Origin of the sequence: Streptomyces sp. NPDC059010 (assembly GCF_042740355.1) — a bacterium.
Taxonomy (GTDB): domain Bacteria; phylum Actinomycetota; class Actinomycetes; order Streptomycetales; family Streptomycetaceae; genus Streptomyces.
Genome location: NZ_JBHYJA010000001.1, coordinates 328,515 through 345,282, shown reverse-complemented (window position 1 = coordinate 345,282; position 16,768 = coordinate 328,515). Strand labels below are relative to the sequence as shown.

Genomic DNA, 16,768 nt, shown 5'->3' with positions numbered 1-16,768 from the left:
CAGACCTGTTTCCGCCCCCGCGCGGCAGGTCTACGGCGGGGAGGGCCGGCCTACTGCCCTACGCGGGGGAAACCGGAATGTCCCCGTGCCTGTCCTGGATCTCATCGGCGTCGACGGCCACGGCGACCCCCGGCACCAGCAGCATCATGTCCCGCCGACTCAGCGAGACCGCGTGCACGTCACCGTGCCGGGACGTGCCGTTGTCCCCCGCCGAGCGATTGCCCGCCACGCCGCCCGGCTGCTCGACCGGCGCCTGGTGGACGGGGGTGTAACCGGGCGCCACAAGGCGGTGCGCGCCACTGGACGCCCAGCCGCTGGACACCACGGCATCGGCAACGAACCGCGGCCCGTAGGTCACGGGTGCGGCGGCACCGGTACGGCTCTCGTCCTCACGTACGCCATCGGAGGCGGGCGCCTGCGACCCCGGCTGCGGCGTCGCGGTGACGGGCGCGGGCAGGACCTGGGCGGGACCGCCGGGAAGGGTGGGCAGACCGGGGGCACCGGGCAGTTCGGGCATGCCGGGGACTTCGAACCCCGGCAGACCCGGCCAGCTCGGCGACTCCGGCGCCGCCGGGAGCAGCGGCAGCGAGGGCAACGAAGGCAACGCCGACAGCGGCGGCGCCTCGGCCAGACCCGCGGTCACGGACTCGACGACGGCCACGACCGGGGCGACGACTCGGCCGCCGACGCCCTGGACGAGGGCGGCCGGGGACTGGGGAGTTGTCGGGGTGGCCGGGGGTGTGGAGGAGTGGGCCGGGGGTGCGGGGTGGGCCGGGGACACCGGGCCGGCCGGGGACGTTGAGGTCGCCGGGTCGGCGGGTGCGGGCGCCTCGTTGTCGTGCACCCCGAGGCTGGGCGAAGTGTGCGGGCCGGGCTTGGCCTGGCTGTGCGGGCCGGGCTCGGCCGGAGCCTGCTGACCGGGCTCGGCCGGAGCCTGCTGACCGGACTTGCCGTCCGCGGCCTGTGCGGCAGTCCCGGCCGGGTCGGTCACCAACCGCTCGACCGCGCCGACAGGGCTGGCGGACACCGAGGCCGTGGACGGCACGGAGGAGGAGGGAGCCGACGCGGGGTGAGCCGACGTGGGGGACGAGGGAGCCGACGCGGCCGACGATGTGCCCGAGCCCACCGACAGCCCGTCCGCCGCATACGCCCGCTCCCCGCACAGGAACCCGAGCGCGAACAGACCGCCCACCAGCAACGCCCCCTGCAGCGCACGCCGTCCGGCCGCAGTGCGCAGAACGCGCAGAGCGGCAACGGGCAAAGCGGCTGGCCAGGTCAAGGCGAGGTGGGTCCTCCCGTGCGGCGGAACGAGGTACACGTGACGAGCGACGAGTCGGCGCGACGCGGTGCGGACAAGCGGCGCGTGGCGCACCGCCCAGGCGGCGTTGATCCTCGCACGCCCCTCCCGAGGTCGCGCAAGCCCCCCGCTACCGATGCGTACTCATGTCCGTTTTGCTGGCCCAAGTCGGTCGTCACCAGGTCGACAAATCACCGGTAATTCCTCGCCATTGCCCCTGTGACACTCGCCTCACAGTCGCCCTCACCCGGCGTCCGGCACCGGAATCGGCCGCTTCTCGATGGCCGCCGCCATCACCTCCGGAAACAGATCCGGCGTGCAGGCGAAGGCCGGTGCCCCCAGGGCGGCGAGCGCGGCCGCGTGCTCCCGGTCGTACGCGGGCGCCCCCTCGTCCGACAGCGCCAGCAGCGTCACGAACTGCACCCCCGACGCCTTCATAGCGGCGACCCGCTTGAGCATCTCGTTCCGTATACCGCCCTCGTACAGGTCGCTGATCAGCACGACCACCGTCTCCGCGGGCCGGGTGATCTGCGACTGGCAGTACGCGAGTGCCCGGTTGATGTCCGTGCCGCCGCCGAGCTGGGTGCCGAACAGCACGTCGACCGGATCGTCCAGCTGATCGGTGAGGTCGACGACGGAGGTGTCGAAGACCACGAGCCGCGTATTGATGGACCGCATCGACGCCAGCACGGCCCCGAACACCGACGCGTACACCACCGACGCCGCCATCGACCCCGACTGGTCGATGCACAGGACGACCTCCTTCTTCACGGACTGCGACGCCCGCCCGTACCCGATGAGCCGCTCCGGCACGACCGTCCGGTACTCCGGGAGGTAGTGCTTGAGGTTGGCCGCGATCGTGCGGTTCCAGTCGATGTCGTGGTGGCGCGGCCGGTTGATACGGGCACTGCGGTCGAGCGCGCCGGTGAGGGTGGCCCGGGTACGGGTGGCGAGCCGCTTCTCCAGGTCCTCGACGACCTTGCGCACGACGGCCCGCGCCGTCTCCTTCGTGGTCTCCGGCATCGCCCGGTTGAGCGAGAGCAGCGTGCCGACGAGATGCACGTCGGCCTCCACCGCCTCCAGCATCTCCGGCTCCAGCAGCAACGTGTTCAGCCCGAGCCGGTCGATGGCGTCCCGCTGCATGACCTGGACGACGCTCGACGGGAAGTACGTCCGGATGTCCCCGAGCCACCGCGCCACGGACGGCGCCGACGCCCCGAGCCCCGCCGAACGGTCCCTCCCCGGCTGCCCCTTGTCTCCCTTGCCGTAGAGAGCGCCCAGCGCCCCGTCCATCGCGGCGTCGCGCCCGGAGAGTGCGCACCCGGTGCCGTCGGCCTCGCCCCCGCCCAGCACCATCCGCCACCGCCGCAGCCGCTCCTGCGCCGGGTCCATCGCCCCGGTCGTCATCGGCACGCTCCCTCACGAGGCCGCTCCCACAACGGAATCACCGGCACGGTCATCGTCACGGTCGTCGTCACGGGCCTCCCCGGCGCCGCCGACCCGCCCGGTCGCCCGACGGTCCCCACCACCCCGGCCGGCACCCTCGGCTCACTCACTGCGTCAGTCGTCATCCCGTAGCCCCCACAAGGTTGTTGTCGCCGCGATTCTTCCCAGCGACTTCCTCCACTGCACCCAGCCCCAGCAGCAGCCGCACCACCGGCACCACAGCATCCGCCCGCTCGACGTCGAGCTCCGCGGCGAAGCCGGGTATGCCGGAACCGCCGGCCCCCGCACTCCCCCGCTGCCCCGGCCCCCGCCGGACCAACTCACCCAAGGTCCGCCGCACCCCGGACTCATACGCCGAGAAAGTGCGCCTCAGCAGCGGCAACACATCGGTGAACGCCTCCGCCGGCACCCCCGTAAGCCACGCGTCGACCAACCCGAGCAGCCGCTCGTCGTGCACGAGCAGCATCCCGCCGCCCGAGCCACCGCCGACGAACCCCTCGATCCAAGCGGCCGCGTCCGCCGGCAGCGTCCCCGGCGACAACGCCAGCCCCATCAGCCGTGCCGCCTCGTCCTGCGCCAACTTCCCGTCGTCCAGCAGCAGCCGCACACCACGCCCCCGGATGACGCCGGGCACGGTGTCCCGCAGCGACAGCACCCGAAGCACCGCATGCCACCGATTCCGCAGGTCACCGTGGCCGGGAGCGGGCGACGGGTTCCCCTCGTCCCGACCGTCCCGACCGTCCCGACGGGGATCGCGACTGGACTCGGACTCCTTCCCCGGTGCCGCCGCTGCCACCTCTGGCGCCTCTGGCGCCTCTGGCGCCTCTGGCGCCTCTGTCACTGCTGCGACCGCGTCCCCCAGCATCCCCACCGCCCCATGCACCGCATCCACATTGCGCCGCATCTCGTCGGCCGCATCCGCGTCCAGGGCGGCACAGGCCGGCGGCAGCCCGACGAAGATGCGCTCGGCGAGTCCCGCGGCGACCTCGGTCAGCGCCCCGGTGTCCGTGCCGCGTACATCGCCGTACCGCAGGGAGCGGACCAACGCGGGCAGGGCCTGGGCGAGATGGCCGACATCGGCGTCAAGAGCGGCCCGGTCGGCGAGGATCCGCATCACCGCGGGCAGCGCGTCCGCCAGTTCGGCGAGCAGACAGCGCTCGGCGAGTGCGGTGACGTCGGCGAGACCCCGCGCACCCACGGCGTCCGCTTCCGCCTTGGCGGTCGCCGCGGCGAACACGGTGGTCCCCCACACCCCGGCCTCGGCGACGCGCACGGACAGCTCGGGCTCCCACCGCAGCCGCCACGTCTCCCGGAACGTCCCCGTGCTGCCCCGCGACGTGACCGGCTCGCCCCACTCCACACCGAGCAGCCGCAGCCGGTGCAGCACCCTGCTGCGCTCGGCGTCGTTCTCCTTGCGCAGGTCGAGCTCCAACTCCCGTTCCGGCGCCTCCGGTCTGATCCGCAGCCGACGCTGGATCCGGTCGAGGTCCCGCTGCAACGGCACCGCCGGCGCCGACGGCGGCACCTCCCCCAGCACGTCCCCCACGACGAGCCGGTCGCGCACCAGCGCCAACGGCACGTCCGAGCCGTCGCACATCACCGCCCGCACCGCGTCCGTCGTCTCCCCCAGCCCCGCCAACGGGCGCCCCCGCATCGCCGCGAGCGTCTCGGCCAGCCGCACCGCCTCGATGACATGCGCCGAGGACACGATCCGGTCCTCGTCCCGCAGCAGCCCGGCCACCTTGGTCATCCACCGCTCGACCGGCCGGTCCGGTGCGCCGAAGAGGTGCCCGTACCACCCCGGTGAGTCGATCCCCGCCCCGTATCCGCCGGCCCGGGCCAGCCGACGATACGTCCACGGCACCCAGGTCATGTCCGCCTTGACCTTGGGCAGCCCCTTCAGCAGAGCCTTGTCGGCGGCCACGGTGCTCTTCTGCCGCAGCGCGGGCACATGCCAGGCCCCGCACACCACGGCGACCTCGTCCCCGAACTCCCGCTGAGCGCCCCGCACCTGGAGCCGCATATACGCCTCACGCACGAGATCCCGCTCATGTCCCCCGCTCCCGTACGCCTCCCGCAGCGCCCCCATGGCCTCCTCAAGCCCGAGAAACGGCGCGAACGCGTCCCCGTCCCCCACACCCCGGTGCTCGACGACGTCCTCCCACCACCGCTCGGGATCGTCGTAACCAGCGGCATCGGCAAGCACAGCGAGCGGATCGACCCGCACATCGGCACCGGAGCCGCCCCCATCACCCTGCTCCGCATCACTCCGTTCCCCGGCACCCGGCTCCCCGACAGGCTCGCCGGCGGGCTCACCGTCGGACTTGTCGACAGGCTCGCCGGCGGGCTCTCCGACGGGCTCACCAGCGGGCTGGCCGGCCGGCTGGTCGGTCGGCTGGTCGGTCGGCTGGTCGGCAGACTCATCGGCCGGGTCGGCGGACTCTCCGGCGGGCTTGTCGACGGCCGCAGGCTCCACGTCCTTCCCCCACGCCAGCGTGTGCGTGGCCGGCAGGTCGATGAAGCGGGCCGGAACCCCGTGCTCCAGGGCCCAGCGGATCGCGACCCACTCCGGGGAGAACTCGGCCAGCGGCCAGAAGGCCGAACGGCCGGGCTCGTCCACGGCATGGGCAAGCAGGGCGACCGGCGGCCGCATGCCCTCGTCGGCGGCGAGCGGGATCAGCGCATCCGCCTCGGGCGGCCCCTCGATCAGCACGACCCGAGGCCGGGCCGCCTCCAACGCCGCCCGCACGGCCCGCGCCGACCCGGGCCCGTGATGCCGTACCCCGAGCAGCAACACCCCCGGAGGCTTCGGCACCGGAGACTTCAGCACCCGAGGATTCGGCACCGGAGCAAGTCCGGCCCCGGCGTTCAGGGACCCCGCCGCCCCGTCGCCGGCCCGGTGAGCGCCCACCTCCAGCTCCCCACTCCCAGTCCTGTCCATGCCCATCACCCCGTCCCCTTCGATCCCAACTCCCCGCCGACAAGGCCGCCGATCCCGACAGCCCCGGCACCCCCGACAGCCCCACCCGCACAGCCCCGCTCGCCCCACGCCCTACGCACCCCGCCACCCCTCACAGCACGCTCCCCCTCTTCTCCCCTCTCTCCTACGCAGCCACCAGCCCCGGGGGGTGCGGCCCCGACACAGCCCCCCGGCCGCCCCGCACGCCACCGGCCGTCAGGGCCCCTCCACCACAGAGCCACCTGACTTCGATCCTCCGCTCGGGCGACCCCACCCAAGGTCTTCGTCGTTCACGCGCTCACCTCCCGGCACGCCCGGTAGAAGTCCGTCCACCCGTCCCGCTCACGCACGACCGCCTCCAGGTACTCCTGCCAGATGACCCGGTCGGCCGCCGGGTCGCGGACGACGGCGCCGAGGATGCCCGCGGCGATGTCGCCGGGCCGCAGCACTCCGTCGCCGAAGTGGGCGGCCAGCGCGAGCCCGTTGGTGACGACGGAGATCGCCTCGGCCGTCGACAGCGTGCCGCTCGGCGACTTCAGCTTCGTGCGGCCGTCGGCCGTCACCCCGTCCCGCAGCTCGCGGAAGACGGTGACGACGCGGCGGATCTCGTCGATGCCGTCGGGCGCGGCCGGCAAGTCGAGGGAGCGGCCGATCTGGTCGACGCGGCGGGAGACGATGTCCACCTCGGCCTCGGCGCTCTCCGGCAGCGGCAGCACGACCGTGTTGAAGCGGCGGCGCAGCGCGCTGGAGAGGTCGTTGACACCGCGGTCGCGGTCGTTGGCCGTGGCGATGAGGTTGAAGCCGCGGACCGCCTGCACCTCCTGCCCCAACTCCGGTATCGGCAGCGTCTTCTCGGACAGGATCGTGATCAGTGTGTCCTGCACGTCCGCCGGGATACGGGTCAGCTCCTCCACCCGCGCCGTCATCCCCTCCGACATGGCCCGCATGACCGGGCTGGGCACCAGCGCGTTCCGGCTCGGGCCGTTGGCCAGCAGCTGCGCGTAGTTCCAGCCGTACCGGATCGCCTCCTCCGGCGTGCCCGCCGTGCCCTGCACCAGCAGCGTCGAGTCACCGCTGACCGCGGCGGCCAGGTGCTCGGACACCCAGGTCTTGGCGGTGCCGGGCACGCCGAGCAGGAGCAGGGCGCGGTCGGTGGCGAGCGTGGTGACGGCGACCTCGACGATGCGGCGCGGACCCACGTACTTCGGTGTGATCACCGTGCCGTCCGGCAACGTGCCGCCGAGCAGATATGTGGCCACGGCCCACGGCGACAGTTTCCAGCGGGCCGGGCGCGGACGGTCGTCCTGCGCGGCCAGCGTGGCGAGTTCATCGGCGAAGGCGTCCTCGGCGTGCGGTCGCAACGCCTCGACCGCCTCCGCCTCCCCCGCTGCGACGGATGTCGGGTCTACGGACACAGGCATGGCAAAGTCCCCCTCCAGCTCGGCCGGTTGTCCAGCCGTTTCGGATCTGGCATCCACGTTGCACCACGCCACTGACAATGCGTTCCGACCTGCGCAAACGCCTTCGGGGCACTGCTCGTGGGACCTCGGCCCCGGCCGATTGTCAGTGGTGGGATCTACCTTCGATGTCATGACTCAGCAGGGGGTGCGCTGGACCGCGGACCAGGTGCTGGCACTGGCGCCTGACGCCGCGTCACGCAATGCGGGAAGCAAACTCGGGGCGGCGGGGCCGTGGTCCGAGGCGGGGAGTTCCGACGAGGGGACGGTGTGGGGGCTGTGCAAGGGCAGCGGCAGCAAGCCGTATCAGACGGTCATCGACATCGCGGACGCCTCCGGGCCCGCGTACAAGTGCAGTTGCCCGAGCCGGAAGTTCCCGTGCAAACACGCGCTCGGGCTGCTGCTGCTCTGGGCGGGCGGGGACGGCGCGGTGCCGCCCGGGCCGCCGCCGGACTGGGCGGAGCAGTGGACAAGGGGGAGAAGGCAGCGCGCGGAGGAGAAGCGGACCGCGGACGCGCCCGGTTCCGCATCCGGGACCGGTGACCCGGATGCGGCGCGGCGCAGGGCGGAGCGCCGGGCCATGCGCGTCACCGCGGGGGCGACGGAGCTGGAGCAGCGCCTGGCGGACCTGCTGCGCGGCGGCCTGGCCGGCGCGGAACAGGCGGGATACGGCCTGTGGGAGGAGACGGCGGCCCGCATGGTCGACGCCCAGGCCCCCGGACTGGCCGCACGGGTGCGGGAGCTGGGGGCGATCCCGGCGTCCGGCCCCGGCTGGCCGGTGCGCCTGCTGGAGGAGTGCGCCCTCCTCCACCTCCTCGACCAGGGCTGGCTGGGCCGCGAGCGCCTGCCCGACGGCCTGACCCACACGGTCCGCTCCCGCATCGGCCTGCCCGCCTCGGCGGACGGCCCGCCGGTGAGGGACCGCTGGCTGGTCCTCGCCCAGTACGACACGGCGGACGTGAAACTGACGACGCGCCGGATATGGCTGTACGGCGCCGACTCGGGCCGTACCGCACTGCTCCTCTCCTACGGCGCCGCCGGCCGCGCTCCGGAGCTGGCGCTGCCGGTGGGGCTGGCCCTGGAGGCGGAGGTGTCGGCGTACCCGGGCGCCGGGCAGCTGCGAGCGGCCCTGGTCGAGCGGTTCGCACCGCCAGCTCCGGCGGCGATACGCCCGCCGGGCATGACGACGACCGAGGCGACCGCCCGTTACGGCGAGGCGCTGCGCGACGACCCCTGGCTGGACTCCGTCCCGGTGACCCTGGACCAGGTCGTACCGGCCCCGGACGGCGACTCGTGGCAGCTGGCGGACGCCGACGCGGACACGGCTCTGCCGCTCACCCCGGCCGCCCGGGCCCGTCCGGGTCTGTGGCGCCTGGTCGCGCTGTCGGGCGGCGCCCCGGTCAAGGTCTTCGGCGAGTGCGGCCACCGCGGCTTCACCCCGTTGACGGCCTGGCCGGAGGGAGCGGGCGAGGCGGTGCAGCTGTGCTGAGCGCCCTGGCCCGCCCATCCGCCCGTCATGCGGAACACCCGACTCGGGTGACCCTTCACCCACCTCACGGCACCGAGCATGAAGGCAGAGAGGAAGGAACCTCGTGAACAGTCCCTCCGCTCCTGTGGATTCACCGACGCCGAGCGCGTGGGAGGAACTCGTCACGGCCGCGCTGCTCGGGACGGACCGGCGCACACCCCCGGGCTGCGAGCCGGGCCGGGAGGCACCGGTGGCCCTGCTGGACGCCGCGGCCGTGGAGACCGTACGGCGCCGTGCCGGGATGAAGCCGACGCGTGCGGCGCGGCGACCGCAGCCGGCCCCCGAGGATCCGCGCCCCGCGCTGCCCCGGGCGGCGGCCCGCAGGCTGGCGATGCTGCTCGCCGACCGTCCCGGCACGGCCGGTGGCCGCAGAGGCACGGCACCCGACCTCATGGAACTGCTGCCCCAATGGCTCGCGTCGGCCAACGACCGTGGTTTCGCACCGCCCCCTCAGTCCCTGCCCGCACTGCTGGACGCGGCACGGGGACGGACGGATCTGCGGCCAGCGGCACTGACGTTCGCGGGCCCACGCGCAGTATGGCTCGCCCGGCTGAACCCGGACTGGCGCTTCGCCCTGCGCGCCACACCCGGCGGCGGCACGGCACTGCCGCATCCGGCGGACTCGACCGAGGTCCAACAGCTGTGGCAGGAGGGACTGTTCGCCGAGCGCGTCGCCCTGCTCGCCGCGATACGGGCGCACGAGCCCGCCGCCGCGCGCGAACTGCTCACCACGACGTGGGCGACGGAGCGGGCCGAGGACCGGCTGATGTTCCTCGACTCGCTGCGGACCGGGCTGGCCCCGGAGGACGAGCCGTTCCTGGAGCGGGCGTTGGCCGACCGGAGCCGCAACGTCCGGGCGACGGCCGCCGAGTTGCTCTCCGCGCTGCCGGGCTCGGCGCTCGCCGCGCGGATGGCCGCACGTGCCGGAGGCTGCGTCGCGCTGGACCACACGCAGCGGACGCCGACGATCGGTGTCGAGGCACCGCACCAGTGCGATGCGGGCATGGAGCGCGACGGAGTCATACCCAAGGCTCCGGCGGGGCGGGGCGAACGGTCCTGGTGGTTCGGCCAGTTGGTGGAGGCGACACCGCTCGGAGCATGGCCGGGGCGGCTCGGCGGACGCACGCCCCGGGAGATCGTGGCGCTCCCCGTGGCGGACGACTGGCAGAGCGACCTGCACGCGGCGTGGTGCCGGGCGGCGGTACGGCAGCGGGACCCCGAGTGGGCGCGGGCGCTTCTCGGAGCACCCTCGGCCCCCGAGGCCGGCGGCCCGGGTGCGGTGTCGCTGGCCGAGCGGGCGAAGCTGCTCGGCACGCTGGGCGCCGCGGAACGGGCCGAGTGGGTCGCCGGGTTCATCGCGACACATGGCCTGTCCGAGGCGTTTCAGCTGCTCGGAGTGTGTGCGGTGCCCTGGGCGGCGCCGCTCGGGCGCGCGGTGGTCGACGCGCTCAACATCGCACGGGACGCGGGGAGTTACCCATGGAGTTTCAGTGGCGTGATGGGCCTGGCCGAGCGCTGCCTCGACCCGGCGGAGGCAAGCCGCCTGGATGGCCTGCTGGCGGTACCGGACGAGCCGGAGGACGCGTCGCCGGGGGCCGTGGGGTACTGGGCGGAGGCGTTCCAGCGACTGGGTACGACACTGCGGTTGCGGGCGGCGATGCTCGACGAGCTGGAGACACCCGGCCCGGTCACCCCGTCATCCCCGTGCGCCCCGCGCGATGCGGCGACCTAGGCCTCCGCCGCCTGCCGGACGTTGGCCCGCACCCAGTCGACGATCGACTGCGTCGTGGCCCCCGGCGTGAAGATCTCCGCGACACCCTTCTCCTTCAGCGGCGGAATGTCCGCCTCGGGAATGATCCCCCCGCCGAAGACCAGGATGTCCTGCGCGTCGTGTTCCTTGAGGAGTTCGATCACGGCGGCGAAGAGGGTGTTGTGGGCGCCGGAGAGGATGGACAGACCGATCGCGTCGGCGTCCTCCTGGATCGCGGTGTCGACGATCTGCTCGGGTGTCTGGTGGAGCCCGGTGTAGATGACCTCCATGCCGGCGTCGCGCAGCGCCCGCGCGATCACCTTGGCGCCGCGATCGTGGCCGTCGAGTCCCGGCTTGGCCACCACCACGCGGATCGGACCGGCTGCCACACCCATCACTGCCTCCATGAAGCGACTACATCCATCCGTACCGACAAGTACCGCTCATGTATGAGTTATGCCGCACTCGGCCTACATGTCATACATGGTGCGCGTATCGCACTTTTCAGTCACGCACCGCGCCGGACGTGCCACGACGACACGGACACCCGGGCGGCACCGCCCGGGGAGGTGAACGAACGTTATCGACAGCATCCCGTAACCGGCAGTTTCGCGGCGTGGACCGAGGGGGAAATCACACGATGGGACACGTTCGCCGCGCAACGTTCCACATCTCTGCGGCACACGGGCCGCACTGACCTGCGGTACACACGCCGCAGCGGAACCACGCGCAACGGGAGTCGCAAAGAGGTCGCCGCACCACCGCGCCGCAGGGCCGCGCGACGTGAGGGTGCGGCGTATCGACGGTGGTACGAAGGGCACGTAGGGCAGGTAAGGCACGACAGCGGGGAGCCTCGTCGCCACACCGGCAGGGAGCCCCGTCAGGTCACCGGTGCGCCACGGCCGACCCGGCCGACGCACTTCACGCGCCTCGCTTGCCCCACGCGCCCTCCTCATACCCCGCCGGCCGCCTCCGCCACGACTTCCCACGAGGGCACACGGGGGCCGGAGCCGTCCTCCAGCGTGCCGCAAGGAGGTCGGCCATGAAGGTCACCGGGGCAGCACTCCCCTTTCTTCCGCTCTGCCGTCGCCTGCTCCCGAGCAGACTCGCCGGTCTCTCCCTGGCCCTGCTGAAGGCGACCGCGCTGGAGATCGCGATCCTCGCGGGACACCTGCTCCTCTACCCCTCCGGCATCACACAGGAGCGCCGCACCATCCCGGCGCTCCCCGCACAGGACTCCCCGGACTCGCAGAGCACCACCCAGCTGCCGACGGAGACCAACCCCCCGGTCGTCCTGCTGCACGGCTTCATAGACAACCGCTCGGTCTTCGTCCTGCTGCGCCGCAACCTCGCCCAGCACGGCAGGCACCAGGTCGAGTCGCTCAACTACTCGCCGCTCACCTGCGACATCCGCACCGCCGCCGAACTGCTCGGCCGGCATATAGAGGAGATCTGCGAGCGCACCGGCAGCCCGCGGGTCGACATCGTCGGGCACAGCCTGGGCGGGCTCATAGCGCGTTACTACGTACAGTGCCTCGGCGGCGACCTCAGGGTCCGTACGCTCGTCACGCTCGGCACACCGCACTCCGGCACCAGCGTCGTACCGCTGGCCAACGCGCACCCGATCGTGCGTCAGATGCGCCCCGGCTCAGCACTCCTCGACGAGCTGGCCCGCCCCGCACCCGGCTGCCGTACGCACTTCGTGAGCTTCTGGAGCGACCTCGACCATCTGATGGACCCGCTGGAGACGGCCTGCATCGACCACCCGGACCTGCTGGCGCAGAACGTCCGCGTGAGCGGCATCGGCCACCTCGCCCTGCCGGTGCACCCCGCGGTGGCGACCGGAATACGGCAGGCCCTCGACGCGCCGGGGACCGGAGCCGAAGCCGCCACCGCGTCCGGCGGCCTGACAGTGGCGTAACGACTCACACACCTCTCACAGCCTCGGAACAGGCCAGCGACATCGAACAGCCTTCGAACACAAGGCCAAACTCGCGCCCGCAGTCCGCCAAAACACGGCCGAATGCCCGTTTCCTGCGCGCGCGAAACCTGCCGAAGATTGTCGTGCCCGCATACCGCCGGGTACAGTCGCCGCACTGCTCTGGCAGCCCCTGTTGTCGAGGCGAGAGAGAAGTTGGTGAACGATCGTCACCCGTCGGGGACCATGACCTCCCCGGCTTCGGCTTCCGATGCCGCCTCGGGGCATTACGCGTCGTACGGCGCCCAGGAAGCCCACTACGGTGACGCCACCACGTACGCCACGTACGACGCCACCGGATTCGCCACCGCCGGCCACGCCACCGCGACCTTCGACGCGGACCCCCTGTTCGGCAGCCTCCCCGGTGAGAGCACAGGCGCGTACGACGCCACGCAGTGGTCCACGGGCAGCCAGCAGACGCTGAACTACGACGCCTACGCCGCCCAGCACCACGCCGCCTACGACACCGGCGCGTACGACAACACCGCCTGGGCGACCGGCCACCAGCAGCTCCCCTTCGTCCCGCAGCAGGCCACCGGCCACGACGTCTCCGGCCAGTGGGACGCGAACGCGTGGCTGCAGCCCGACCAGTCCGCCGCCCCGGCCGACCAGACCCAGCAGTGGGAATGGGGCACGCAGACCTTCGAGACCGGGACGTACGACGCCACCCAGTGGAACTCCGACGGCGGCACCACCCACACGCACGCGGCCGACGGGTACGAGCAGTCAGCAGAATCCTTCGACCAGCAGGCGACCGGGCACTTCGAGCAGGTCGAGCACATCGACCTCACCGGCTACGAAGATCCGTCCCAGCACGCCGCCGAGCCGGCCGCCACCGGCGAACTCGCCGACGCCGCCCCGCTTCTCGACGACCAGGAGGAGGCCGCCCCGGCTCCCTCCCCCCGCGCCGCCTCCCGCAGCGGGTCCCGCTCCCGCCGCCGTACGCCCCCCAAGCGTTCCGCGCTGCTGACGGTCGCCGTGCCCTCGGCGTGTGTGATGGGCGTCGCGGGTATCGCCGCCGCTTCGGTCGGCAACCTGACCGGCGACAAGGAGACGGCGACAACCGCGTCCGACGCGACCGCCGTCAAGCCGTCCACGGCGAACAACAAGCTGGACACCCAGCTTGAGAGCCTCTCCGCCGGCGCCGACGACTTCGCCGACCGGGCCAGCCGTACCCAGGAGCGCATCGACCTCAAGGCCCAGCGGGTGGCCGAGAAGAAGAAGGCCGCCGAGGAGGCGGCCCGCAAGGAGCGGCTTCGCCCGAAGTTCGCCATTCCGGTCCTCAACCACGGCCTCAGCGCCTATTTCGGCCAGTCCGGCATCAACTGGATGTCCGTGCACACCGGCATCGACTTCCCCGTCTCGTACGGCACGACGGTGATGTCCGCGACCGACGGCACCGTCCGCACGCAGTGGAACAGCGCCTACGGCAACATGATGATCGTGACCGCGAAGGACGGCACGGAGACGTGGTACTGCCACCTCTCCAGCTACCGCGTCGCCTCCGGTACGACGGTGAAGGCCGGCGACCCCATCGCGTACTCCGGCAACTCCGGCAACTCCACCGGCCCGCACCTGCACTTCGAGGTCCGGCCGGGCGGCGGCGACGCGATAGACCCGCTCTCGTGGCTGCGCAGCCACGGCCTCGACCCGTCGTAAGACGGCGCAACTCCCGCTGAACCCCCGCCCTTCCAGCGGGGGTTCACCGCATTCGGCAGCTAGAGCTTCTCCACCGGCGCGTACCGCAGCAGCAACCGCTTCGGCTTGACGTCCCCGAAGTCGATCGTCGCCTCGGCGTTCGCGCCCGTGCCCTTCACCCCGGTCACCGTGCCGAGCCCGAACTGGTCGTGCGTGACACGGTCGCCGACGGCCAGCTGGACGACCGGCTTCTCCGAGGTGCGGCGCGTGGCGAAGCCGGACGCGCCCGACGCGGAGGAGCGCGAGCGGGACGAGGACAGCGAGGCGGCGACCCCGGACACGGGCCCGGCGGAGACCGGCGCGGTCGCCCCCGTCCGCTTCCAGTCCACATGCGCCGCCGGGATCTCCTCCAGGAAACGGGACGGCGGGTTGTACGACGGCTGCCCCCACGCGCTGCGCATCGACGAGCGCGTCAGATACAGCCGCTCACGCGCGCGCGTGATGCCGACGTACGCGAGCCGCCGCTCCTCCTCCAGCTCCTTGGTCTGGCCGAGCGCCCGCATGTGCGGGAAGACGCCGTCCTCCATGCCGGTGAGGAAGACGACCGGGAACTCCAGGCCCTTGGCGGTGTGCAGGGTCATCAGGGTGATGACGCCGGAGCCGTCCTCCTCCTCGTCCGGGATCTGGTCGGAGTCGGCGACCAGCGCGACCCGCTCCAGGAAGTCCGAGAGCCCGCCGGGGGCCTCGCCCTCGCCCGACTCCTGCTCGAACTCCAGGGCCACGGCCGCGAGTTCCTGAAGGTTCTCGATACGGGTCTCGTCCTGGGGGTCGGTGGAGGCCTGCAACTCGGCGAGATAGCCGGTCCGTTCGAGCACGGCCTCCAGCACGGTCGCGGGTCCGGCCCCCGACTCGACGATCGTACGGAGCTCCTCCATCAGCGTGTTGAACCGCTTGACGGCGTTGGTGGACCGCGCGGCCATGCCGTACGCCTCGTCGACGCGCTTCAGCGCCTGCGGGAAGCTGATCTTCTCCCGCTGCGACAGGGCGTCGATCATCGCCTCGGCGCGCTCACCGATGCCGCGCTTGGGCACGTTCAGGATGCGCCGCAGCGGCACGGAGTCCTCGGGGTTGGCCAGCACCCGCAGGTAGGCCAGCACATCGCGGACCTCCTTGCGCTCGTAGAAGCGGACCCCGCCGACGACCTTGTAGGGCAGCCCGACGCGGATGAAGACTTCCTCGAAGACACGGGACTGGGCGTTCGTCCGGTAGAAGACGGCGACGTCGCCGGCCTTCGCGTCCCCCGCGTCCGTCAGGCGGTCTATCTCGTCGGCGACGAACTGCGCCTCGTCGTGCTCCGTGTCCGCGACATAGCCGGTGATGCGCGCGCCCGCGCCCGCGTTGGTCCACAGGTTCTTCGGCCGGCGGGACTCATTGCGCTCGATGACCGCGTTGGCGGCGGTCAGGATCGTCTGCGTGGAGCGGTAGTTCTGCTCCAGCAGGATCGTCGTCGCCTCCGGGTAGTCCTCCTCGAACTGGAGGATGTTGCGGATGGTGGCGCCCCGGAAGGCGTAGATCGACTGGTCCGCGTCACCCACCACGCACAGCTCGGCGGGCGGGACGTCGTAGTCGCTGGGCGGCACGTCGACGGGATGCTCGCTGGTCCCCACGAGCTCGCGCACCAGCGCGTACTGCGCGTGGTTGGTGTCCTGGTACTCGTCCACCAGCACATGGCGGAACCGCCGGCGGTAGTGCTCGGCGACGTCCGGGAAGGCACGCAGCAGATTGACCGTCGTCATGATCAGGTCGTCGAAGTCGAGGGCGTTGGCCTCCCGCAACCGTGACTGGTACATGGCATACGCCTGGGCGAGGGTCTTCTCGAAGCCGTCCGTGGCCTGGGCGGCGAAGTCCTCCTCGTCGATCAGCTCGTTCTTCAGATTGCTGATCTTGGCGCTGAAGGACTTGGGCGGAAACCGCTTGGGATCGAGATCCAGATCACGGCAGACGAGCGCCATCAGCCGCTTGCTGTCGGCGGCGTCATAGATCGAGAACGACGAGGTGAACCCGAGCTTCTTGCTCTCCCTGCGCAGGATGCGCACGCAGGCGCTGTGGAAGGTCATCACCCACATCGCGTTCGCGCGCGGGCCGACGAGCTGCTCGACGCGCTCCTTCATCTCGCCCGCGGCCTTGTTGGTGAAGGTGATCGCGAGGATCTGCCCCGGATGCACATTCCGCTCGGCGAGCAGATGGGCGATGCGATGGGTGAGCACACGGGTCTTGCCGGATCCGGCGCCGGCCACGATGAGCAGCGGGGTGCCGGAGTGCACGACGGCGGCACGCTGGTTGTCGTTCAGCCCTTCCAGCAGCGCGGCGGCGTCGATGACCGGCCGCGGGGCACCGTCGCGGTAGTGGCCGTCCCGGTCCGGTGGCACGTCGAACTTCCCGCCGAACAGATCGTCCGGAACCGACTCCGGAGCGTGATCGTCCTCGGGCGGCGGGGGCCCCTCCTCATGGCCGCGGGGGGCTTGGAGGTCCGCCAGGAAGCTGTCGTCAAAGAGGCTGCTCATCGCTCTCCGAGTCTAGGGCGCCCCACTGACAGCCCGCGGCCACCCCGAGAACATCGCCCGTTCCAAACCGCGACGATCTTCCACTCCCGCCCACCCGGCAACCCCCTCGCCCTACAGAACCACCTGGTCACAGTCCGCAACGGCCACCCAA

Annotated in this window: 10 protein-coding genes; 4 read left to right on the top strand and 6 right to left on the bottom strand. The window is 72.1% G+C overall.

Translation table 11 applies throughout. The features are described 5' to 3' along the window. Positions 1-58: 58 nt before the first annotated feature. The 4 genes from ACFWYS_RS01665 to ACFWYS_RS01650 all read right to left on the bottom strand — a co-directional run bounded on the left by ACFWYS_RS01665 (position 59) and on the right by ACFWYS_RS01650 (position 7,123). The gene (locus tag ACFWYS_RS01665) at positions 59-1,279 is read right to left on the bottom strand and encodes a hypothetical protein (protein WP_384762020.1); all 1,221 of its coding nucleotides are present in this window, start codon (positions 1,277-1,279) and stop codon (positions 59-61) included. Between the two features lie 261 nt (positions 1,280-1,540). Next, entirely contained in the window at positions 1,541-2,704 is a 1,164-nt protein-coding gene (locus tag ACFWYS_RS01660; protein ID WP_384762018.1) for a VWA domain-containing protein, read from the bottom strand. Positions 2,705-2,864: 160 nt separating this feature from the next. Further along, the gene (locus ACFWYS_RS01655) at positions 2,865-5,684 is read right to left on the bottom strand and encodes a DUF5682 family protein (protein ID WP_384762016.1); all 2,820 of its coding nucleotides are present in this window, start codon (positions 5,682-5,684) and stop codon (positions 2,865-2,867) included. Positions 5,685-5,992: 308 nt separating this feature from the next. Beyond that, the gene (locus tag ACFWYS_RS01650) at positions 5,993-7,123 is read right to left on the bottom strand and encodes an AAA family ATPase (RefSeq protein WP_384762014.1); all 1,131 of its coding nucleotides are present in this window, start codon (positions 7,121-7,123) and stop codon (positions 5,993-5,995) included. 169 nt (positions 7,124-7,292) lie between these two features. On the opposite strand from ACFWYS_RS01650, the gene ACFWYS_RS01645 reads away from it, so the two are divergent. Continuing rightward, positions 7,293-8,648: an SWIM zinc finger family protein gene (locus ACFWYS_RS01645; protein ID WP_384762012.1), complete on the top strand. Its 1,356-nt coding sequence runs from the start codon at positions 7,293-7,295 to the stop codon at positions 8,646-8,648. 103 nt (positions 8,649-8,751) lie between these two features. Beyond that, positions 8,752-10,419: a DUF5691 domain-containing protein gene (locus ACFWYS_RS01640; protein WP_384762010.1), complete on the top strand. Its 1,668-nt coding sequence runs from the start codon at positions 8,752-8,754 to the stop codon at positions 10,417-10,419. Here the strand turns inward: ACFWYS_RS01640 and ACFWYS_RS01635 are convergent. Continuing rightward, complete coding sequence (locus ACFWYS_RS01635; RefSeq protein ID WP_384762008.1) at positions 10,416-10,832, bottom strand: cobalamin B12-binding domain-containing protein; 417 nt, start codon at positions 10,830-10,832, stop codon at positions 10,416-10,418. The two genes, ACFWYS_RS01640 and ACFWYS_RS01635, sit on opposite strands and share 4 nt — an antisense overlap. Positions 10,833-11,479: 647 nt before the next feature. On the opposite strand from ACFWYS_RS01635, the gene ACFWYS_RS01630 reads away from it, so the two are divergent. Next, positions 11,480-12,358 (top strand): lipase family alpha/beta hydrolase, encoded by an 879-nt coding sequence (locus tag ACFWYS_RS01630; protein WP_384762006.1) that lies wholly within the window; start codon positions 11,480-11,482, stop codon positions 12,356-12,358. Between the two features lie 243 nt (positions 12,359-12,601). After that, positions 12,602-14,074: a M23 family metallopeptidase gene (locus ACFWYS_RS01625; protein WP_384762228.1), complete on the top strand. Its 1,473-nt coding sequence runs from the start codon at positions 12,602-12,604 to the stop codon at positions 14,072-14,074. A gap of 59 nt (positions 14,075-14,133) precedes the next feature. On the opposite strand, the gene pcrA is transcribed toward ACFWYS_RS01625, so the two are convergent. Beyond that, on the bottom strand, positions 14,134-16,617 hold the full coding sequence (gene pcrA / locus ACFWYS_RS01620; protein WP_384762004.1) for a DNA helicase PcrA: 2,484 nt from the start codon (positions 16,615-16,617) through the stop codon (positions 14,134-14,136). Positions 16,618-16,768 lie beyond the last annotated feature (151 nt).